Origin of the sequence: Phycicoccus avicenniae, from assembly GCF_018139485.1 — a bacterium.
Classification (GTDB): domain Bacteria; phylum Actinomycetota; class Actinomycetes; order Actinomycetales; family Dermatophilaceae; genus Phycicoccus; species Phycicoccus avicenniae.
Genome location: NZ_JAGSNF010000013.1, coordinates 25,516 through 46,243 on the forward strand (window position 1 = coordinate 25,516; position 20,728 = coordinate 46,243).

Genomic DNA, 20,728 nt, shown 5'->3' on the forward strand with positions numbered 1-20,728 from the left:
CGCGTGACGGTCGCGGCCTCCCGCGCCACCGCCACCGAGCGCCCGGTGACCCGCTGCGGCGACACCCGCCCGCCCCCGCTCGGGGCGGGCGTCGTCGTCCCGGCCCTCAGATCTTCTCGAGCGGGGCGAAGCGCAGGACGAACCGCTTGACCCCGAGCTCGCCACCGAAGTCGACCTCGGCCTGGGTCCTCTCGCCCTCTCCCATCGTGCGCACGACGCTGCCCAGGCCGTAGGTGTCGTGGGTGACCCGGTCCCCCGGCGAGAGCTGCACGATCGGCCGGTTTCCCGGCGAGCGCACGCCGGGACGCGCGGCGAGGGTCGCGACGGCCGGGCGCTGACGGCCGACGGCGGCGGCGCCCGACAGCTCCCGCTCCCAGGTGAGGAGCTCGGCGGGGATCTCGTCGAGGAACCGTGACGGCGGGTTGTACTGCGGCGCGCCCCACGCCGAGCGGACCGCCGCCCGGGACAGGTGCAGCCGTTCACGGGCGCGGGTGATGCCGACGTAGGCGAGCCGCCGCTCCTCCTCGAGCTCCTTGGCGTCGCCGAGGCTGCGCAGGTGCGGGAACGTCCCGTCCTCCATGCCGGTGAGAAAGACGACGGGGAACTCCAGGCCCTTGGCGGTGTGCAGGGTCATCAGCGTGACGACCCCCTGCTCCTGCGCCTCGTCGTTCTCCGGGATCTCGTCGGCGTCGGCCACGAGGGAGACCTGCTCGAGGAAGTCCTCGAGGCTCAGCACCTCGCCGGTCTCCCGACGGGCGTCGTCGAACTCACGAGCGACGGCGACGAGCTCGGCGAGGTTCTCGACGCGGGTCTCGTCCTGCGGGTCGCGGCTCTCGCGCAGCTCCTCGAGGTACCCGGTGCGGTCGAGGACGGCCTCGAGCAGGTCGGAGACCCCGGCGTCCTCGTCGTCGCGGACCCGGCCGAGGTCCTCGAGGATGCGGGTGAAGCCCTGGATCGCCGACACCGAGCGGGTCGCGATGCCCGGGGCGTCCTCGGCCCGCCCGAGCGCCGCGACGAACGGGATCCGCTCGCGCTCGGCGAGCGCCGCGACGCACGCCTCGGCCCGGTCGCCGATCCCCCGCTTCGGGACGTTGAGCACCCGTCGGAGGTTGACGGTGTCCGTGGGGTTGGACAGGACCCGGAGGTAGGCGAGCGCGTCCTTGACCTCGCGGCGCTCGTAGAAGCGGGTGCCGCCGACCACCTTGTACGGCAGGCCGACCCGGACGAAGACCTCCTCGAGGGCACGGGACTGGGCGTTCGTCCGGTAGAAGACGGCGACGTCGCCGGGCCGGGTCGCGTGCTCGTCGGTGAGCCGGTCGATGGTCCGGGCGACGAAGGACGCCTCGTCGTGCTCGTTGTCGGCGACGTACCCGACGATCGTCGCGCCGTCGCCGCTGTCGGTCCACAGGTTCTTCTTGCGGCGGGTCTCGTTGCGGGCGATGACGCTGTTCGCCGCACGGAGGATGGTCTGGGTCGAGCGGTAGTTCTGCTCGAGGAGGATGGTCCGCGCCTGCGGGTAGTCCTCCTCGAACTCCTCGATGTTGCGGATCGTCGCACCGCGGAAGGCGTAGATCGACTGGTCGGCGTCACCGACGACGACGAGCTCGCTCGGCTCGACGCCGTGCTCGCTCCGTGTCTCCTCGGAGCCGACGAGCTCGCGGACGAGCTGGTACTGGGCGTGGTTGGTGTCCTGGTACTCGTCGACCATCACGTGCCGGAACCGGCGGCGGTAGTGCTCGGCGACGTCGGGGAAGGCCTGGAACATGTGGACCGTCGTCATGATGAGGTCGTCGAAGTCCATCGCGTTGGCCTGCCGCAACCGGCGCTGGTACTCCGTGTACGCCTCGGCGAGCACCTGCTCCTGGTGGGTGCCCTCCTGCGAGACGCGCGAGGCGAAGGTCTCCTCGTCCACGAGCTCGTTCTTGAGGTTGCTCACCTGGTGGCCGAAGGCCCGCGGGTTGTACCGCTTGGGGTCGAGGTCCATGTCGCGCAGGACCATCGACATGAGGCGCTGGCTGTCGGCGGCGTCGTAGATGGAGAACTGCGAGCGCATCCCGACCTTGTCGGCCTCGCGCCGCAGGATCCGGACGCACGCGCTGTGGAACGTCATGACCCACATCGCCTTGGCGCGTGGGCCGACGAGGTCGGAGACCCGCTCGCGCATCTCGGCGGCGGCCTTGTTCGTGAACGTGATGGCGAGGACCTGCCCCGGCTGGACCCCGCGCTCGGCGAGGAGGTGGGCGATCCGGTGCGTGAGGACCCGGGTCTTGCCCGACCCGGCGCCGGCGACGATGAGCAGCGGTGGCCCCTCGTGGAGGACGGCCTCCCGCTGCTGCGGGTTGAGCCCGGCGAGCAGCTGCTCCGGGTCCGCCCCGCGACGTCCCGGGGGTGCGGCGTCCGGGTCGCCCGCGGCGGCGGCCTCGGCCCACGTCGGGACGCCCGTCGACCCCACGAGCGCGGCGTGCGCGCTGTCGTGGGTCGCGGGGTCGGTGCCCCGCCCGCTGCTGTGGTCGCCGAAGTCCAGGCCGTCGAAGAGGGTGCTCATCTCGATCTCCACCCTACGTCCCGGCGCCGACGCGACCTCGGTCGCCGTGGCGCGGTGCGAGGCGTCAGGGGCGCGTGCCGAGCAGTGCCGACGAGATCCGCCGCCACCGGCGCACGTTCACGGCCGGCCGGAGGGGCACGCTCGCCCGGGCGGGCTCTCCGACGACGACCGCGAGCGGCGCGAGGAGGGCACCTCCAGCGACGAGCACCCACCGCGGGACGCCGTCGAGGACGACCTGACGGTCGGAGCCCAGAACGACGAGCAGCACGAAGGCCGCCACGACGCAACTGACCCCCACGACGTGGACGACGCCGGGCGAGGGCCGGGCGGCCGACATCCGGGTGGCGGCGCGTCGTGCGAGGGGCACGTCGATCGTCCAGGTGAGGAACGGACCCAGGAAGAAGACGACGACGAGGAGCAGGTCGATCAGGAGGACGGGCCGCGGATCGCCCCAGCCGACGTCTGACGCCAGGCCCGCCCACACCGTGACGATGATGCCGGCCGAGCCGAGACCGCTCAGCGTCGCCCGGGCCAGGCGCCGGCTCCACGACGGTGGCGTCACCCACCGGTCGGCCTGCTCGGCCGGCGTCCCCAGGAGGGCCGCGAGGTCGCCACCGTCGCGACGCGCGTCGTCGACGAGGTCGGCGACGACCCGCTCGACCTCCCGCTCACGCAGGCCGCCGTGCCGCAGCTGCTGGGCCAGCAGGCCGACGTACCGTGCCTCGTCCGCGGCACGGACCGATCTTTCGTCGAGCACCATTCCCCCTCCCTCGGCCGCCGTGCGCAGCAGCCGGCGCGCTCACCGTCCCACGCCGGAGCCCCTCCTGTCACCGGGACGGCGGACGCCGACGGCCGGCCGGAGCGGGTGCTCCGGCCGGCCGTCGGTCGTCGTGGGTGCGGGTCAGCCGCACCAGGGGTAGACGAACAGGCTGTCTTCGCCGGCCCGGTGGTCGGCGAGGACGGTGGAGAACGGCAGGACCGCCGGCAGGGCCGAGACGTCCGTCCCCTCCCGTGGGGTGACGCCGAGGGCGACCGCGTCGGCGACCGGCAGGCCGTCCTTGGCGACGGCGCTCAGCAGTCCGGCGTCCTTGAGGGTCGAGATGCCGGCGCGCATGCACTCGGTGTCGGGGGCGGCGGCGGACGCGGTGGCGGCGCCGGTGACGGCGAGGCCCGCGGCGGCGAGGGCGGCAGCGGCGGTACGGGTGGTGGCGGACATGCGATGGGCTCCTTCGTCGGCGGTGACTGGTCTCCGATCGGTGCTTCGAACCTAGGGGTGCAGCGCGCCACCTGTCGATACTTTGTCGAAGGTTCGACAGATGTCGACCCGCCACCCGGACGAGGGTGCGGCCGGCCGGAGCAGTGCTCCGACCGGCCGCGTGCAGGGGTGCGAGAACACTAGAGCCCCAGGCGTCACGCCGTCCAGGGTTTGTCCAGGGTTGTCGGAGGTCGGGCCCGGTGCACGGGGCGCGGCTCGTCGGAGGGCGGCCCTACGCTCGGGGGCATGGCCTCGCGCAAGGGTGAGTTCGGGGAGCCCGTCGTCCTCGACGTCGACGGCTTCGACGTGCGCGTCTCGAGCCCCGACCGGGTGTACTTCCCGGCCCGCGGCGAGACGAAGCTCGACCTCGTCCGCTACTACCTGTCCGTCGGTGACGGCATCGTGAGGTCGCTGCGCGAGCGTCCGTGCATGCTCCACCGCTTCCCGGACGGCGTCGCGGGCGACAAGGTGCACCAGAAGCGCCTGCCCCGGGGTGCGCCGCCGTGGGTCGAGACCGTCCGGCTGCACTTCCCCCGGTACGGGCTGCACGCCGACGAGCTGTGCGTCACCCGGCTCGCCGACGTCGCCTGGGCCTGCCAGATGAGCACCGTCGAGTTCCACCCGTGGAACAGCCGCCGGGCCGACACCGAGAAGCCCGACGAGTGGCGGATCGACCTGGACCCGATGCCCGAGGCGCCCTTCTCCCGTGTGCGGCGCGCCGCCCACGTCGCCCACGAGGTCCTCGACGAGCTCGGCGCCGTCGGGTGGCCGAAGACGAGCGGTGGCCACGGCCTCCACGTCTACGTCCGCATCGCGCCGGAGCACGGGTTCACCGACGTCCGTCGCGCGGCGCTGGCGTTCGCGCGCGAGGTCGAGCGGCGGCTGCCCGAGGACGTGACGACGACGTGGTGGCGCAAGGACCGGGACCCGGCCGCCGTCTTCGTCGACTACAACCAGAACGCCCGGGACCACACGATCGCGGCCGCCTACTCGGTCCGCGGCAACGACGTCGGGACCGTCTCGGCCCCGCTGCGCTGGGACGAGGTCGACGACGCCGAACCCGACGACTTCACGATCGCGACGATGCCGGACCGGTTCGCGGCCCTCGGCGACCTGCACGCCGGCATCGACGACGCCGTCTTCGACATCTCGCCGCTGCTCGAGTGGGCCGAGCGCGACGAGGCCGCCGGCGCCGAGCCACCCGCCGAGCCCGACGACGGCTGACCCGTGGACCTCGTCGTCCCGCCCGGACCGGGCGTGCCGCACGGCCTCACGGTGCCGGCGGCCGACCTCGTCGAGCGATTCTCCCGCTCGTCCGGGCCCGGGGGGCAGGGCGTCAACACCGCCGACAGCCGGGTCGAGCTCGAGGTCGACGTCGCGCTCCTGCCGGGGCTCAGTGACGCCCAACGGCGTCGGGTGACGACGGCGCTCGGTGACCGGCTCGTCGACGGCCGGCTCGTCGTCGCGGCGTCCGAGCACCGGCAGCAGCGCCGCAACCGGGTCGCGGCCCGGGATCGCCTCGCCGGCCTCCTCCGCGACGCCCTCGCCCCACCGCCGCCCGCCCGGCGGGCCACCCGGCCCACGCGCGGGTCGGTCGAGCGCCGGTTGCGGGCCAAGCGGGCCCGCGGCGAGACGAAGTCCGGCCGCGGTCGCGTCGACCGGCGACGCCCTCCGGAGTGAAAGGGGGTGGAATGGTCCTCCCGGGCGCACGATGCTGGGGCCCGACCGACGAGAGGACGGCGATGCAGGACTTCACCCCCGAGAGCGCGTTCGGCCCGGAGGCCGCCGCCCGGTACGACGACGAGCCGCGCGGTGACGAGACCGCCGCGGTCGCCTTCCTCGCCGAGCGCGCGGCCGGCCGGCGGGTCCTCGAGCTCGCGGTCGGCACCGGGAGGATCGCGCTGCCCCTCGCCGCCACCGGCCTCGCCGTCGACGGCATCGAGCTCTCGACGTCGATGGTCGACCGGCTGCGTGCCAAGCCCGGGGGTGCGGAGCTCGAGGTGTGGCCTGGGGACATGGCGACGGTGTCGACCGGTCGGCGGTACGGCGTCGTCGCCCTCGTCTACAACACGATCTTCAACCTGCTGACCCAGGAGCAGCAGGTCGCCTGCTTCGCCAACGCGGCACACCACCTCGAGGACGACGGGGTCTTCGTCGTCGAGGCCGCGGTCCCGTCGGCGTGGCTGCCGAGCGAGGCCTACGCCCGCCCCGAGCGGGTCGCCGCCGACGGGGTGGTCCTCGACGTGTGCCGGTACGACCCGGTGACCCAGGTGCTCGACGAGAACCACGTGACGATCGGGACCGCAGGCGTCCGCTGCGCCCCGATCGCCTGTCGTCTCGCCTGGCCCTCCGAGCTCGACCTCATGGCGCGCCTGGCGGGGCTGCGGCTGCTCGAGCGGTTCGGTGGCTGGCACGGGCAGCCCTACACCGGTCGTGACCTCCACGTGTCGGTGTACGCGCGGGGCTGAGGCGGATAACCGAGGCGTCAGCCGGCGGCGTCGACGAGGTCGGCGACCTCCTCGGCGCACCCCCACGACAGGGTGATGCCCGCCCCGCCGTGGCCGACGTTCGTCACGACGGTCCGCCCGTGCAGGGCCCGCGCGCGCAGGTCGACGGCCGGCGCGACCGGACGGATCCCCACCCGTGCGCCGAGGACCTCGGCGTCCCGGAGCGCGGGGACCGCCGCACGGCACCGCTCGACGATGGCCGCGTGGACGTCGGGGTCGGGCTCGAGGTCCTCCCCCGGCACGTCGGTCCCGCCGCAGACGACGCGGCCGGGGTGCGGCAGCACGTACGTGAGCTCACCGCCGGAGGGTCCCGCGTCGTCGACGAGCCAGCGGTCGAGCCCGGGGTTGGCGAGCACCGCGACCTGCCCCCGGGACGGGGTCCCCTCCAGGCCGGGGACGAGCTCGGTGGCCCGGCGCCCCGTCGCGACGACGACGACCTCGTCCTCCAGCTCGTCGAGGTCGGCGACGCGAGAGGTGACGGTCTCGACGCCCGCCGCCTCGCAGCGCTGCGACAGCCAGTCCAGGTGCACGGGCATCGACACGAGGGGCAGACGGACGACGGCCCCGGACGCGGCGCCCCCGGGCAGCTCGTCGGGGCGCGCGTCGCGCACCCCGTCGACCCCCTCGGACCACCACCGGTCCGGTCCCGCCCGCTCGACCAGCAGACCCTCCCGGAGCGCGACCCCCGCGGACGGGTCGTCGGCGAGCGCCTCGAACCGGGCCAGGGACACCAGCCCCCATCCGACGACCCGCTCGCGCGGCTCGACGTGGTACGGGAACCACAGCCCACCGGCGACGGCCGACACGGTCCCGGCCGCGGGGACGTCGCGCACGCAGCGGACCCGGTGTCCCCGCCCGGCGAGCGCGAGCGCGCTCGTCAGCCCCACGACCCCGCCACCGACGACCGTCACCCGTGCCACGACGCCATCGTCCCCTAGCGTGGCGTCCATGGAGCCGACCGACCCGCACCCGGTGACCGGGCTCCCCCTCCCCTCCCCCGCCCCACCGGGCGGCGGCTGGCCGGGCGACCCGGCTACCGCGGACACCCCGGTGGCCCGCACCCCGGCCCAGGTCCGACGCCTCGCGACCTCGGCCCCCGACGTCCCCGAGCTGCAGGCCCGCCTCTCGGTGTGCCGCGCCTGCCCCCGCCTCCTGCGCTGGAGGGAGGAGGTGGCGGTCACGGGTCGCCGCGCGGCGTTCGCGGACGAGCCGTACTGGGGGCGGCCCGGCCCGTCCTTCGGCGACCCGGACGCCGAGGTGCTGCTCGTCGGGCTCGCCCCCGCCGCGAACGGCACGAACCGGACGGGGCGGATGTTCACCGGCGACTCCTCCGGTGACTTCCTGTGGGCGGCCCTGCACCGCGCGGGCTTCGCGGCGCTCGCGACGTCGGTCGGTGCCGGCGACGGACAGGCGCTCACGGGCATGCGGATCGTGGCCGCCGTCCGCTGCGCCCCGCCCGCCAACAAGCCCACGGGCGCCGAGCGGGCGGCGTGCGAGCCGTGGCTGCGCCGCGACCTCGAGCTCGCCGCACCCCGGCTGCGGGCCGTCCTCGCCCTCGGGTCGATCGGCTGGGACGCCGCCCTGTCCGCCGCCCGGGGTCTCGGTTGGGAGGTGCCACGCCCGAAGCCGCGGTTCGGGCACGCGGCCGAGGTCGTCCTGCGCACCGCCGACGGGCGCCCGGTCCGGCTCGTCGGCAGCTATCACGTGAGCCCGCACAACACGTACACGAAGCGGCTCACCCCGGAGATGCTCGACGAGGTCCTCCTCGGGCTGCGCCGCCCCGCGTGACCCCGGGAATCCGGTCGCGCGGTCGCGGGCCGCTGCCTACGGTCGGTCCATGATCGTCCTCGCCGTCCCCGACGCCCGCCTCCGCGAGTCCTACCTCGCCGCCCACGACGAGTTCGTCGCCGCCGGCGAGGGACACCGGGACGGCGACGGCCTGTGGGTCGAGGAGGCCGACGAGGGCTTCGCCGGTGTCGCCTTCACCCGCGACGAGCTCGAGACCCCGGAGGGCTTCGCCCGCTTCGCCGCCCACCGGCGCGGTCAGGCCGACGAGGACCACCCCCGCCCGACCGGCCACGTGCCGTGCACCTTCCGGTGGGTCGTCGACGACGCCGACCCGGCGACCTACCTCGGGTCGCTCGCGGTTCGGCACCGGCTCACCCCCTTCCTCCTCGACCAGGGCGGACACGTCGGCTACTCGGTGCGCCCCTCCGCGCGGCGGCGCGGGGTGGCGACGGCGGCGCTGCGTGCGGCCCTCCCGCTGTGCGCCGGCCTCGGCATCGACCCGGTCCTCGTCACCTGCGACGAGGACAACGAGGGCTCACGACGGACGATCGTCGCGAGCGGTGGCGTGCTCGAGGACGTCCGGACCGGCAAGGAGCGCTACTGGGTGCCCGCCGGCGACCCCACGGACGCTCCCGCCGCTCTACGGTGAGGGGATGAACGACCGCCGCGGCCCCGCCCTCGTCGTCCCCCGCACCGGGGGCTCCGACGTCCTCGTCGTCGAGGACCGGCCAGCCCCGGCCCCGGGCCCCGACGAGGTCCTCGTCGAGGTCGCCGCGGTCGGGGTCAACTTCATCGACGTCTACCAGCGCGAGGGTGTCTACCCCGTCGAGCCGCCGTTCGTCGCGTGCAACGAGGGCGCGGGGACGGTCGTCGAGGTCGGCTCGGCCGTCCGCGGCCTCGGGGTCGGGGACCGGGTGGCCTGGGGCCAGGCCGCCGGCAGCGGTGCCCGCTACGTGGCCGTGCCCGCGGCCGTCGTCGTGCGGGTGCCCGACGGGGTCGACCTCGACGACGCGGCCGCGGTCATGCTCCAGGGCCTCACGGCCCACTACCTCGTGACGAGCACGTACGCCGTGGAGGAGGGCACGACGGCGCTCGTCCACGCGGCCGCCGGTGGGGTCGGCCAGCTCCTCGTCCAGATGGTCAAGGCCCTCGGCGGTCGGGTGGTCGCGACGGCCGGCGGGCCGGAGAAGTGCGCGACGGCGTCACGCCTCGGAGCGGACCACGTCGTGGACTACCGCGCGGTGGAGGACCTCGCGGCCGCCGTCCGCGAGGTGGCGGGTGGAGGCGTCGACGTCGCCTACGACGGGGTCGGCAAGGACACCTTCGACGCCTCCCTCGCCTCGCTGCGACCCCGCGGCACGCTCGCCCTCTTCGGCGGTGCCAGCGGTCAGGTGCCGCCCTTCGACCTCCAGCGGCTCAACGCCGCCGGGTCCTGCTTCGTCACCCGTCCCAAGCTGCTGGACCACATCGCCACCCGCGACGAGCTGGAGTGGCGGGCCCGCGAGCTGCTCGAGGCGGTGGCGCGCGGCACGCTCGAGGTGACGGTCGGCGGTCGCTACGACCTCGCCGACGCGGCCCGGGCCTACGACGCCCTCGAGGGCCGGGCGACGCAGGGGAAGCTGCTGCTCCTGCCATGAGCCGCCCTGGCGGACGCGGCGGCGTCGGGCGAGCCCGTCAGGCCCAGAGGACGGCGACGGCCGCGGCCACGACCGCCAGCCAGCCGGCCGCCTGGACGAGCTGCGGGCGCTCGCCCTGACCCTTGCGGGCCTTGGCCGCGGCGACCTCGGCACAGCCTGCGACGGCCAGGGCGAGGACGAGCTTGACGCCGATCTTGGCGTGGTTCACCGGGTCGTCCCCCATCTCGGCGAGACCGACGAGCAGCAGCCCGGTGACGACCTGCGCCCGGGCACCCCACAGCAGCGCCGGGGTCGCCGTCCCCCGGGCGACGAAGACGGCGCTGCCGACGATGGCCGCCATCCCGAGGAGGTGGGCGAGGACGAGCAGGTGCTGGACGAACTCCATGCCCCCGAGGGTAGAGGCCACGGGCAGGGTCGACGGCGCCGGGGCCGGTGTCGCGCGGCCCCACCCGGCGCCCCGGCGCCGGTGCGCGAGGGGCCGATCCGACGCTCGTCCCGCTAGCCTGCCCCTGCCCGGCCCCCGCCGGTGACGCCCCCTCCCGACGGCAGGAGCCCCTCGTGTCCGACAGCCCCCGAGGCAGCGTGCTCACCCGCGCGATGCGTCCCGTCAACACCGTCGTCGAGCGGTGGATCCCGTCCGCCCTCGTCTTCGCCGTCGCCCTGACCTTCGTCGTCGCGGTCATGGCGCTGCTGCTCACCGACGCCGGGCCCGTCGACGTCGTCGTCGGTTGGGGGGACGGGCTGTCCGGCCTGCTCGCCTTCATCACGCAGATGGCGCTCATCCTGCTGCTCGGCCACACCCTGGCCCACACCCGCCCCGTCCGCCGCCTCCTGCGGGTGCTCGGGTCGGTGCCGCGGACGGCGGCGCAGGCCTACGTCTTCGTCTTCGTCGTCGCCGCGGTCGCCGCCCTCGTCACGTGGGGGCTCGGCCTCGTCGTCGGGGCCCTGCTCGCGAAGGAGGTCGCCGCGCAGGGCCGGGAGAAGGGCCTGCGGCTGCACTTCCCGATGCTCGTCGCCGCCGGGTTCTCCGGGTTCGTCGTGTGGCACATGGGCTACTCCGGCAGCGCCCCGCTCACGGCCGCGACCCCGGACTCGTTCGTCGTCGAGGCGCTCGGCGAGCCGCTCCCGCTGTCGCAGACGACCTTCGCGCTGTGGAACGTCGTCGCCGCGGTGCTCGTCGTCGCCGTCGTCGCCCTCGCCCTGTGGCTCGTCGCCCCGCGCGGGGACGACCGGGTCGTCGAGCTCGACGTGGACGCCCGCGAGGGCGACGTCGACCTCGACGACACCGTCGTCACCCCCGCCGACCGGGTCGACGCCAGCCGGGTGCCGACGCTGGCGCTGGGCCTCTTCCTCGTGCTCTACCTCGTGCTGCACTTCTCCGACGGGGGCGGGCTGACCCTCGACGTCGTCAACTGGACCTTCCTCGCGCTCATCCTCCTGCTCGTGCTCCACCCGTTCGAGCTCATCGCGCTCGTGAAGAACGCCGCCGCGAACGTCGGCGAGATCCTCCTGCAGTTCCCCCTGTACGCCGGGATCCTCGGCATCATGACGGCGTCCGGCCTCATCGAGGTGCTCTCCGACGCCATCACGAGCGTCGCCAGCCCGACGACCTTCGGGGTGCTCGCGTTCCTGTCGGCCGGCGTCGTCAACTTCTTCGTGCCCTCCGGCGGCGGCCAGCTCGCGGTGCAGGGGCCGGTGCTCCTCGGGGCGGCCGAGTCGCTCGGCGTCGACCCGTCGGTCGCCATCATGGCGGTCGCCTACGGTGACCAGTGGACCAACATGATCCAGCCGTTCTGGGCGCTGCCGCTGCTCGCGATCGCCGGGCTGAAGATGCGCGACATCCTCGGCTACACGACGGTGACGCTGCTCGCGTCCGGGGTCGTGTTCGCCGGCACGCTGCTCGTCGTCTCCGGCTGACCGGAACGCCCCCCTCCCGCTCCCGCCCCATCGAGGCAAGACATCCTCCGGTGAGACAAGGGATCCGTTCCCTTGTGTCACCGGACATTTCGGGGTCACCCCGAAATCTCGGGACCGGTGGGGTGGGTGGGGTTCGGCTGGGGTGGGTGGGGTTCGGCTGGGGCGGGTGGGGTTTCGCGGGTGTCAGACGAGCCGGCGTCCCATGGCCCAGGCGGTCAGCTCGTGCCGGGAGGACAGCTGCAGCTTGCGCAGCACAGAGGACACGTGCGTCTCGACGGTCTTGACCGAGATGAACAGCTCCTTGGCCACCTCCTTGTACTGGTAGCCGCGGGCGATGAGCCGCATGACCTCCCGCTCGCGGGCGGACAACCGGTCCAGCTCCTCGTCGACCTCGGCGATCTCGCCGGCCGCCGCCCCGAAGGCGTCGAGGACGAAGCCGGCGAGCCGCGGGGAGAAGACCGCGTCCCCGTCGGCGACCCGGCGGATCGCGGTGACGAGGTCGCGCGCGGTGATCGTCTTCGTGACGTAGCCGCGCGCCCCGGCGCGGATGACGGCGATGACGTCCTCGGCGGCGTCCGACACCGACAGGGCGAGGAAGCGCACCGGCGCCCCGCCGACGGTCTCGACGCCGGCGCAGCCCCGGATGACGTCGACCCCGCCGTTGCCCGACCCGCCGGGCAGGTGGACGTCGAGGAGGACGACGTCCGGCTCCTCGCGCCGGATGACGGCGATCGCCGCGTCGACGTCCGCGGCCTCCCCGACGAACTCGCACACCGGCCCGCCCTCGGCCATCGCCTCGGTGAGCTCGGCCCGCACGCCGGTGCGGAACATCCGGTGGTCGTCGACGAGGACGACCCGCACGGGGGCGGGCGTCGCGGTCGTGTCGGTCGTGGCCATCACTGCTCTCCTTCGACGGGCGGGAGGCGCAGCTCCACCTCGGTCCCGTCCTCGCGTCGGCGGACCCGGGCGGACCCGCCGTGCCGTTCCATCCTGCCGAGCACCGACTGGCGCACCCCGAGCCGGTCCTCGGGAACCCCCTCGAGGTCGAACCCCTCGCCGCGGTCCCGGACGAACGCCTCGACGCCGCTCGGTCCGATCTCGACGTAGGCGGTGACCGGCGGCGCGCCGTGCCGGACGGCGTTGAGCAGCGCCTCGCGCATCGCCCGGCTCAGCGCGGCGCCGTGCTGCTCGAAGGGGCGGTCGCCGGTGACGACGAGGTCGACCGGCACGCCCTGGAGGTCCTCGACCTCGTGGGCGACCTCGGTGACCGCCGCCGCGAGCGACTCCTGGGATCCCTGCGGCCCGGCGTACAGCCACGACCGCAGCTCGCGCTCCTGGGCCCGGGCGAGCCGGGTGACGGCCTGGCCGTCGCCCGCCTGGCGCTGGATGAGGGCGAGGGTCTGCAGGACCGAGTCGTGCAGGTGCGCGGCGATGTCGGCCCGCTCGGTGGCCCGGGCCGCGGCGAGCTGCTCGCGGCGGAAGTCGGTCCACAGCCGGACCGCCCAGGGCGCCGCGAGGATGAGGGCGCCGGTGAGGACGGCGAGCGCCGCGAAGAGGGCGTCCATCACGACGCCCGGGGTGCTGCCGCGGGTCACGAGGACGAGGATCCCGGCGAGGGTGAGGAGCGTCCCGAGGGTGACCCGGACCCAGCCGCGACCGCCCGGGCCGCCGGTGAGCCACCGCGAGCGCTGGGCGTCGTCGAGGGTCGACCACGCGACGACCGCGCCGACGCTGATGACGAGCACGGGGACGAGCACCGAGCCGCGGACCGACGCCCCGAGACCCGGGACGAGGAGCGCGAGGCCGCCGAGGACGAGGACGCCACCACCGGCGAGGGTCAGCCCCCAGCGGCGCCGCTCGCTGCGGGCGACCCCGGCGGGCGACCACGGCTCGACGTCGTCCTCCGCGGTGAGCGCCCACAGGAAGAGGTAGGCCGCGATGCCGGCGCCGCCGCTCAGAGCGAGGACGACGAAGGCCACCCTCACGAGCCGCCGGGACACCCCGAGGTGGCGGGCGACCGCGTCGCAGACCCCGGGCGTCCAGCCGGCGGCCCGGGCGCGCACGAGCGGCGGACGGGCCGGACCGGGCGCCGGCGCGACGGTCCGGGCGGACACGGGCTCGTAGGGGGTGGGCACGGGTCCATCCTGACGCACCGGTCCGGCCCGCAGCAGCCCTCGGCGGCAGGTCCCGGGGTCGGGTCAGGGGGGCGTCAGGGTCGACCCTCATGGCAGCGCCCACCCCCGGCCGCCACAGTGGGTGGCATGACGGACACCTCCACCGGGACGCCGCCGCAGAGCCGGCGCGGCGCCCTCGACGACACCTTCGACCGGCTCCGCTCCTCGAGCGTGCGAAGGGACGGCGAGCGCCGCTGGTTCGGCGGCGTGTGCGCCGGGATCGCCGCGCGCTTCGACGTCGACCCGCTCCTCATCCGGGCCGCGGCCATCGCCCTCGCCCTCGCCGGCGGCGTCGCCGTCCCGGTGTACCTCGTCCTCTGGCTGCTGCTCCCGGACGCCGACGGCTCGCTCCTCGCCGACCGCGGGCTGCGGCACGGCGACGTGTGGCCGGTCGTCCTCGTCGTCGTCACCGGGCTGTTCGTGCTCGGCGGCCTGGTCTCGCTCGGCGTCGGCGACAACGGCTGGGGTGGGCCGGTCTGGCTCCTGCTGCCCGTGGGCGTCGTCGTCTGGCTGCTGGCCTCCCGCGCCGGCCGACCGGCGGCGACCGCGCCGCCGGGCCCCGTCCCACCCCCGCCACCTCCAGGAGACGCCGCGATGACCGCACCCCCCACGAACCAGGACGTCACGGGGCCCACCGGTCCCGGTGTGGCCCCGTCCACGACGACCGCCACCCCTGCCACCGCGCCGGGCGCCGGCACGGCCCCCGCGGCCGCCGTCGCCACCCCGGCCGGGCCCCCGGCGCTCGGACGTCCGCCGCGCTACGGCGAGCCGGGAGGTGACGTCCCGCCGCCGCACGGGGCGCCGCGCTACGGGGGCCCCACCCCACCGGTCCCGCCGCGCCCGGTGCTCCCGCCGCCCCCGCCGCGGCCCCGCCGCCGGCGGCCCAGCGGCTCGGTCGGGCTCGTCGGCCTCGGGCTCGCCATCCTCCTCACCGGCGCCGGGAGCCTCCTCGCGGGCCCGGTCGGCTGGGACGGCCCGGCGGTGCAGCTCGGCTTCGCCGTCGCCCTCGCCGGCGTCTCGCTCCTCGTCCTCGGGCTCGGGCTGCGTGGGCGCGCCTCCGGGGTCAGCGGGTTCCTCGTCCTCGTGCTCGCCGGGGCGACCGGCATCGCGACGGCCGCCGCGCACACCACCCCCGGCGGGAGCGTCGGCGACCGCACCTGGGTGCCGTCCGCGACGTCGCAGACCTCGTCCTACCGGCTCGGCGCCGGCGAGGCGACGCTGGACCTCTCCGGCTTCGTCGGTACCACCCCCACCGACGACCCCGTGACCGTCACGGCCCGCGTCGGAGCCGGTGAGCTGACGATCGAGGTCCCGGAGGGGCTCGACGTCGAGGTCACCGCCGACGGCGGCGTCGGGACGATCCGACACGAGCGGCTCGACCCCGACGGCCCGACGACGGTCGACACCCGCGACCTCGGGAGCGGACCCGAGACCATCACGACCGGCGACGACGCCGTCGTCGTCGTCGACGTCGAGCTCGGTCTCGGCGAGATCACCATCGAGGAGGGCTGACATGAGCAGCGACGAGACCCGACCCCTGACCCAGGACCTCGGCTTCGACCCCGAGGACGAGGCGAGCCGGCCGCGGACCGACCCCGGCGACGCCGGGCCGGCCGGCACGGGCACCACGACGGGGGCGAGCGACGCGGCCGGCGCGTCCGGCACGCCGCCCGGACCGCTCCACCGCCGGGGCCCGGCCCCGTTCGCGCTCCTCCTCGGCACCCTCGGCCTGCTCCTCGCGCTCGCCGTCCTCGTCGGAGAGAGCGTCGACCTCTCCCCCGACTGGTCGGTGCTCGGCCCGTGGGCCGTCGTCGCCGGTGGACTGCTCGTCGTCGTCGTGGGACTGCTGGGCATCCGCTCGAACCGCACCGAGCCCTGACCCGACCGCCGTCCCGGCTCAGGGGCGGGGCCGCGGGTGTCGCCACGGCACGCCCGCGGCCTCGAGCGCGACCGGGACGGTGGCGACGACCCACAGTTCCCCGAGCCGGTCGAGCGGGACCCACCGCGCGTCCGCCGTCGAGCCGCCGACGTCGTGGACGACCGGAGTGCTCGGGCGAGGGCAGACGGCGGTGTGCAGCAGCCGCACCGCGTGGTAGTCCTCGACCCCCCGCGGCGAGCGACCCCGCCAGTGCTGGGTCATGAGGTCGACGAGCCGGACGTCCTCGACGTGCTGCCCCGCCTCCTCCTGGACCTCGCGGACGACGGCGGCCTCCGCCGTCTCGCCCGGGTCGATGCCGCCGCCGGGCAGGTTCCAGCGCCCGTCGGCTCCGGTTCCGCCGGTGAGCTGGGTGAGCAGGACGGCCCCGTCGGCCACGACGACGGCGTACGCCGCGACCCGCTGCCGCGGGACGACGTCGGCGCGCTCCGCGTCGCTCAGCCCGGGACCGCGGGCGGTCGTCGTGAGGGGCTCGGGTGTCACCGGGTCGACGACGAACCGGACGACCATCCGCTCGAGCGGCCCGTCGGCCCGGGGCGAGCGACCGGCCCACCCGAGGGCGCGCAGCCGGTCGTGCGCGTCCTCCCCGTGGCCGAGGACGAAGGAGACGACGTCCTCGCCGTCCCGCTCCCCGACGACGGTGATCACCGCTCCTCCCGGGCCCGGCGGTACTCCGCGAGGTGGGCCCCGAGGACCGCGTCCCACTCCTGGCGCGGCGGCCGCGCCCGGGCACCGCTGGTGAGCGCGGCCAGCCGTCCGCGGTCCGCGCCGAGGCCCGCGACGGCGAGCGCGAGCGCCTCGTCGGTGTCGACGAGCAGACCGTCCACCCCGTGCGTGACGATGTCCTCGACGCCCGTGCCGGTCCGGGTGACGACCGGCACCCCCGCCGAGCGCGCCTCGAGGGCGGCGATGCCGAAGGCCTCGAGCAGCGCGACCGAGAGGTAGACGTCGGCCGTGTGGTGCAGCTCGCGCAGGGTCTCGCGATCGAGCCGGCCCGGCAGCGACACCCAGTCCATCCCCCGCGCCCGCAGGTAGGCCTCCATGACCCGCCGCTGCGGACCCGCGCCGGGGACGGTCGCCCGCATCGTTACCGAGGGGTCGAGCAGCGCTCGGGCCCGTTCGAGCGTGCGGAGCAGGACGAGCGGCCGCTTGCGGGACACCAGCCGGATGGCCGTGACGACGTGCAGCCCGGCGGGGTCCGGCGTGTGCTCGCCGTGGGCCCACCACGCGGCGTCGATGCCGTTGTGCAGCACCTCGACCCGTGCCCCGCCGGCGACACCCGAGACCTGGGCGGCGGTCATCCGGGACACGGCGTCGAGCGCGACCCCGCGCCGCGCCCAGCGGCCGACGTGGCCGGCCGCCGCCATCCAGTGCCGGTTGTGCCCGAGGGCGCAGTGGAAGGTGGCGAGCACGGGCAGGTCGGCGTCCAGGGCGGTGCCGACGAGGTCGGTCGCGAAGGGGCTGACGACGCCGAGGTGGGCGTGGGCGACGTCGAAGCCGCCACGCTCCAGGCGACGCCGCACCTCCCGCGGGGCGAGCGGGTTGACCGGGACGTCCCCGGGCAGTCCGAGCGCCATCCGGTGGACGACGACGTCGCCCTCGACGGTCGTCGCGCCGTGCCGCTCGCCGTCCGGCCCGGAGGTCGCCGTGAACACCTCGACGGCGTGCCCCGCGGCGGTGAGCCGGTGGGCGAGGTCGTGCACCTGACGCTCGATCCCACCGAGCCGCGGCGGGTAGCAGTCGGAGAGCAGGGCGACCTTCACGAGGGCCCACCCTGCCATGCGGGACACTGGTGTCGATGTCCAGCACCCACCGGCGCGACCGGTCCCCCGCCCCGGCCTCCGGCACTACCCTCCGGTGGCGGCCGTGAGGCTCCCGGGGACGACCGTCGAGGTCCGCGGCCGCCAGGTCGCCCAGTTCGTCGCCGGGATCGCGCTCGCCGCGGCGCTCATCGGCTGGATGCTGCCGGCCTTCGCGCAGACGTCGTGGGGGGACATCTGGGCCGTGCTGCGCGAGGTGCCGCCGCACCACGCCCTCGGGCTCCAGGTGCTCATGGTCGCCGGGCTCTACGGCTACACCTTCGTCCTCACCGGCTCGCTGCCCGGCCTGACCCACGGGCGGGCGCTCGTGCTCAACCTCTGCGGCTCCTCGGTCTCCAAGCTCCTCCCGGCGGGCGGCGCGCTCGGCCTCGCGGCGACGTACACGATCTGCCGGTCCTGGGGCTTCACCCGCCGGGCCGTCTCGACGTCGGCGCTGGTCAGCGGGGTGTGGAACGTCCTGACCCGCATCCTCCTGCCCGTCGTCGCCATCCTCGTCCTGCTCGCCGGTGCCGAGGACCTGCCTCGCACCCTCACCGACCTGGCGACCGCCGGAGCCGCGACCGGCTCGGCCCTCGTCGCGGCCTTCGTCGGGATGATGGTGAGCGAGCGGGTCGCCCAGGCCATCGGACGCGGCCTGGACCGGGCGCTGCGCCCGCTGCTGCGGCGTCGCCCGGCGACGGCGTCGATGAGCCTCGAGGAGCTGGTCCGCGACCTGCGCGCCCGGGTCGTCGTCGTCGTCCGGGACGCCTGGTGGTCGATGAGCCTCGGGATGCTCGTCTTCTTCGGCCTCTACTACGTCCTCTTCGTCCTCGTCATGGAGCAGACGGGGGTGGACCTGCCGCTCGACGAGCTGTTCGCCGCGTACGCCATCGGGCGCCTCCTCACCGCGGTCGGCGTCACCCCGGGCGGCATCGGCGTCACGGAGACCGCCACCGTCGTCGCGCTCGTCGGGTGGGGCGCCGACCCCGCGGGGGCCTCCGCCGGGGTCATCCTCTTCTCGCTCGTCACCTACCTCATGGAGATCCCGCTCGGCGCCGTCGGGTGGCTCCTGTGGTCGCTGAGCACGAAGACACCGCCGCCCGAGGCGGGGTCGGACGAGGTCGTCGTCAGCCGACGAGCCGGCGGACCTGACGGCCGCGGGCCTCGTCGGCGAGCGGGTCGTCCAGGTCGGCCGGCTCGAACGGACGCCCCGTCGCCCGCTCCGCCGCCACGGCGATGAGGGCGTCGGACACCATCGGGTTCGCCGGCAGCAGGGGGCCGTGCAGGTAGGACCCGATGACGTGGTGGCTGCGTGCCCCCTCGGTGCGGTCCTCGCCGTTGTTGCCCTGCCCGGACAGGACCCGCCCGAACGGCTCCTGGCCGTCGCCGAGGACCGTCGAGCCGGAGTGGTTCTCGTACCCGACGACCCGGCCGAACTCGGTGTCGAGGCAGACCGGGCCGATCATCCGCTTGTCGTTGCCCCGCGTCGTGACGTCGAGGATCCCCAGGCCCGGCAGCACCTGCCCCCCGACGGTGTGGAAGCTGCGACCGAAGAGCTGGTACATCCCGCAGATCATGAGCATCGGCACGCCGTCGCGGGCCATCGAGCGCAGCGCCGGGCCGATGACGTCGAGGTCGGCCTCGACCCGGGCCTGCCCGGAGTCCTGGCCGCCGCCGCCGAGGAGGAGATGGGCGTCGTCGCGGAAGTCGGCGCCCGGGTGGTGGTCGTGCACCTCGGCGGTGTACCCGTGCCGACGGACGCGGCTCGCCAGCGCCCGGGTGTTGCCGAGGTCGCCGTAGATGCTCATCTCGCGCGGGTAGAGGTGGACGAGGGTGATCGTGCCCTTGCTCGGGCCGTCCGGGACGAGGGTGCTCATGCCGGGGCGTCCTCTCCGAAGTGCGCGAGGCCGTGCCGCGCCGCGAGCGTGCGCCGCAGCGCCATCATCGCGGTGTACGTGCAGAAGATCCGCTTCGGCTCGTCCGGGTGGGCGGCGACGAAGGCGTCGAGCGCGGCGTCGAGGTCGGGCTCGACGGCGTCGGTCGTCACGTCGTCGTAGTGCAGCCGCAGCGCCATGTCGTAGGCGCGCACACCGCTCGTGACGGCCACGCCCCGCTCGCGCAGCGAGGAGAAGTCGACGTCGTAGAGCCAGGAGACGTCCCGGCCGTCGGCGTCGTTGTCGTTGATCGCGACCATGGTGGCGGCCGGGGTCGAGCCGTACGTGCCGAGGGCGACCCCGAAGCCGGCGGGGTTCTTCACGAGGACGAGCTCGAGCGGGCGGCCGCCCACGTCGATGACCTCGCCGCGGCCGAACGGCGGGCGGACCTTCGCGAGGGCCTCGGCTGTGGTCGCGGCGTCGAAGGCGTCCCCGAGCAGCATCCGCGCCGTCGTCGTCGCGGCCGTCGCGTTGATCATCGCCGCGAGGCCGCGCTGCTGGAGGGTGACCGGGCCGACCTCGAGGTCGGGGAAGACGACGTGGAAGGAGCGCTCGTCGACCGGGCGCAGGCGCGCGTCGCCGGGGCCGGGCTCGCGGGCGGCGAGGACGTCGTCGAAGCGGGCGTCGTGCTCCGTGATCTCCGGCAGGCGGTCCGCGATGGACGGGTGCAGCCCGAACCAGCGGACGTCGGTGGCGAGCTCTCCGGCGGCGCGGGAGACGTACGGGTCGTCGACGTTGGCGACGACCCCCTCGGTGGACGCCGCCCCGAGCCGGGCGAGCAGGTCCGCGGTGTGGTCGATCTCGGCGAACCGGTCCAGCTGGTCGCGGGCGACGTTGAGCAGGAGCGAGTGGGTGGGCGGGACCTCCGCGATGAACCGCATCGCGTGGGCCTCGTCGAGCTCGACGACGGCGAGGTCCGCCTCCAGCCGTCCGCGCAGCGGCAGGTCCGGGAGCATCTCGGACAGCACGCCCCGGGTGAAGTTCGACCCCGTCGGGTTGGAGAAGACCCGGCGGCCGTGGGCCCGGAGGACGGCGACGAGCATCTTCGTCGTCGTCGTCTTGCCGTTGGTGCCGCTCACGACGACGACGCCGGGCACGTCGGCGAGGGCGCCGGAGAGGATGCGCGGCTGGAGGCGCTCCGCGACGAGCCCGGGGAAGGCCGAGCCCCCGCCGCGGCGGCGCGCGAGGGCCCTGGCGGTCTTGCCCGCCACGACGGCGGCGGCCGTTCTCAGCACG

At 75.3% G+C, this 20,728-nt stretch carries 21 protein-coding genes; 10 read left to right on the top strand and 11 right to left on the bottom strand.

Features of this window, described 5'->3' with window-relative positions; genetic code table 11:
* Positions 1-106: 106 nt before the first annotated feature.
* From pcrA to KC207_RS09875, 3 genes are all read right to left on the bottom strand, one after another.
* A complete protein-coding gene (pcrA, locus tag KC207_RS09865) occupies positions 107-2,545 on the bottom strand; it encodes a DNA helicase PcrA (protein ID WP_211602856.1) in 2,439 nt (812 codons plus the stop codon).
* Between the two features lie 64 nt (positions 2,546-2,609).
* Positions 2,610-3,305, bottom strand: a complete 696-nt coding sequence (locus KC207_RS09870; RefSeq protein WP_211602857.1) for a hypothetical protein — start codon at positions 3,303-3,305, stop codon at positions 2,610-2,612.
* A gap of 141 nt (positions 3,306-3,446) precedes the next feature.
* Positions 3,447-3,761, bottom strand: a complete 315-nt coding sequence (locus KC207_RS09875) for a hypothetical protein (protein WP_211602858.1) — start codon at positions 3,759-3,761, stop codon at positions 3,447-3,449.
* Between the two features lie 285 nt (positions 3,762-4,046).
* Between KC207_RS09875 and ligD the strand changes: the two genes are divergently transcribed.
* The 3 genes from ligD (at position 4,047) to KC207_RS09890 (ending at position 6,268) form a co-directional block, all read left to right on the top strand.
* Positions 4,047-5,024, top strand: a complete 978-nt coding sequence (gene ligD, locus KC207_RS09880; protein WP_211602859.1) for a non-homologous end-joining DNA ligase — start codon at positions 4,047-4,049, stop codon at positions 5,022-5,024.
* A gap of 3 nt (positions 5,025-5,027) precedes the next feature.
* Positions 5,028-5,480 carry an alternative ribosome rescue aminoacyl-tRNA hydrolase ArfB gene (gene arfB / locus KC207_RS09885; protein ID WP_249138676.1) on the top strand — a complete coding sequence of 151 codons (453 nt, stop codon included), beginning with the start codon at positions 5,028-5,030 and terminating at the stop codon, positions 5,478-5,480.
* 62 nt (positions 5,481-5,542) lie between these two features.
* Entirely contained in the window at positions 5,543-6,268 is a 726-nt protein-coding gene (locus KC207_RS09890) for a methyltransferase domain-containing protein (protein ID WP_211602860.1), read from the top strand.
* A gap of 17 nt (positions 6,269-6,285) precedes the next feature.
* Here the strand turns inward: KC207_RS09890 and KC207_RS09895 are convergent, their stop codons facing one another.
* The gene (locus tag KC207_RS09895) at positions 6,286-7,227 is read right to left on the bottom strand and encodes an NAD(P)/FAD-dependent oxidoreductase (RefSeq protein WP_211602861.1); all 942 of its coding nucleotides are present in this window, start codon (positions 7,225-7,227) and stop codon (positions 6,286-6,288) included.
* A 28-nt stretch (positions 7,228-7,255) separates the two neighbouring features.
* Between KC207_RS09895 and KC207_RS09900 the strand changes: the two genes are divergently transcribed.
* The 3 genes from KC207_RS09900 to KC207_RS09910 are packed head-to-tail and all read left to right on the top strand — an operon-like array spanning position 7,256 to position 9,732.
* A complete protein-coding gene (locus KC207_RS09900) occupies positions 7,256-8,095 on the top strand; it encodes a uracil-DNA glycosylase (protein WP_211602862.1) in 840 nt (279 codons plus the stop codon).
* Positions 8,096-8,144: 49 nt separating this feature from the next.
* A complete protein-coding gene (locus KC207_RS09905; RefSeq protein WP_211602863.1) occupies positions 8,145-8,744 on the top strand; it encodes a GNAT family N-acetyltransferase in 600 nt (199 codons plus the stop codon).
* Positions 8,745-8,748: 4 nt separating this feature from the next.
* Positions 8,749-9,732, top strand: a complete 984-nt coding sequence (locus KC207_RS09910; protein WP_211602864.1) for a quinone oxidoreductase family protein — start codon at positions 8,749-8,751, stop codon at positions 9,730-9,732.
* Positions 9,733-9,769: 37 nt separating this feature from the next.
* Here the strand turns inward: KC207_RS09910 and KC207_RS09915 are convergent, their stop codons facing one another.
* Positions 9,770-10,117: a hypothetical protein gene (locus KC207_RS09915; RefSeq protein WP_211602865.1), complete on the bottom strand. Its 348-nt coding sequence runs from the start codon at positions 10,115-10,117 to the stop codon at positions 9,770-9,772.
* A 212-nt stretch (positions 10,118-10,329) separates the two neighbouring features.
* On the opposite strand from KC207_RS09915, the gene KC207_RS09920 reads away from it, so the two are divergent.
* On the top strand, positions 10,330-11,649 hold the full coding sequence (locus KC207_RS09920; protein ID WP_211602933.1) for a short-chain fatty acid transporter: 1,320 nt from the start codon (positions 10,330-10,332) through the stop codon (positions 11,647-11,649).
* Positions 11,650-11,832: 183 nt separating this feature from the next.
* On the opposite strand, the gene KC207_RS09925 is transcribed toward KC207_RS09920, so the two are convergent.
* The gene (locus KC207_RS09925) at positions 11,833-12,546 is read right to left on the bottom strand and encodes a LuxR C-terminal-related transcriptional regulator (RefSeq protein WP_211602866.1); all 714 of its coding nucleotides are present in this window, start codon (positions 12,544-12,546) and stop codon (positions 11,833-11,835) included.
* Entirely contained in the window at positions 12,546-13,784 is a 1,239-nt protein-coding gene (locus KC207_RS09930) for an ATP-binding protein (protein WP_249138677.1), read from the bottom strand. Before KC207_RS09930 ends, KC207_RS09925 begins: the two co-directional genes overlap by 1 nt.
* A 126-nt stretch (positions 13,785-13,910) precedes the next feature.
* On the opposite strand from KC207_RS09930, the gene KC207_RS09935 reads away from it, so the two are divergent.
* Together KC207_RS09935 and KC207_RS09940 are read left to right on the top strand one after the other, a co-directional pair.
* On the top strand, positions 13,911-15,335 hold the full coding sequence (locus KC207_RS09935) for a PspC domain-containing protein (RefSeq protein ID WP_211602867.1): 1,425 nt from the start codon (positions 13,911-13,913) through the stop codon (positions 15,333-15,335).
* Position 15,336: 1 nt separating this feature from the next.
* Positions 15,337-15,702 carry a hypothetical protein gene (locus tag KC207_RS09940; RefSeq protein WP_211602868.1) on the top strand — a complete coding sequence of 122 codons (366 nt, stop codon included), beginning with the start codon at positions 15,337-15,339 and terminating at the stop codon, positions 15,700-15,702.
* Between the two features lie 18 nt (positions 15,703-15,720).
* Here the strand turns inward: KC207_RS09940 and KC207_RS09945 are convergent, their stop codons facing one another.
* Both KC207_RS09945 and KC207_RS09950 read right to left on the bottom strand, forming a co-directional pair.
* Entirely contained in the window at positions 15,721-16,407 is a 687-nt protein-coding gene (locus tag KC207_RS09945) for an NUDIX domain-containing protein (protein ID WP_211602869.1), read from the bottom strand.
* On the bottom strand, positions 16,404-17,540 hold the full coding sequence (locus tag KC207_RS09950) for a glycosyltransferase family 4 protein (protein WP_211602870.1): 1,137 nt from the start codon (positions 17,538-17,540) through the stop codon (positions 16,404-16,406). Before KC207_RS09950 ends, KC207_RS09945 begins: the two co-directional genes overlap by 4 nt.
* Before the next feature lie 85 nt (positions 17,541-17,625).
* On the opposite strand from KC207_RS09950, the gene KC207_RS09955 reads away from it, so the two are divergent.
* Positions 17,626-18,798, top strand: coding sequence for a lysylphosphatidylglycerol synthase transmembrane domain-containing protein (locus KC207_RS09955; RefSeq protein WP_249138678.1), 1,173 nt, complete (start codon positions 17,626-17,628; stop codon positions 18,796-18,798).
* On the opposite strand, the gene KC207_RS09960 is transcribed toward KC207_RS09955, so the two are convergent.
* Positions 18,686-19,435, bottom strand: coding sequence for a type 1 glutamine amidotransferase (locus KC207_RS09960; protein WP_211602871.1), 750 nt, complete (start codon positions 19,433-19,435; stop codon positions 18,686-18,688). The two genes, KC207_RS09955 and KC207_RS09960, sit on opposite strands and share 113 nt — an antisense overlap.
* A complete protein-coding gene (locus tag KC207_RS09965; protein WP_211602872.1) occupies positions 19,432-20,727 on the bottom strand; it encodes a Mur ligase family protein in 1,296 nt (431 codons plus the stop codon). The genes KC207_RS09960 and KC207_RS09965 overlap by 4 nt, the downstream gene beginning before the upstream one ends.
* Between the last annotated feature and the right edge of the window lies 1 nt (position 20,728).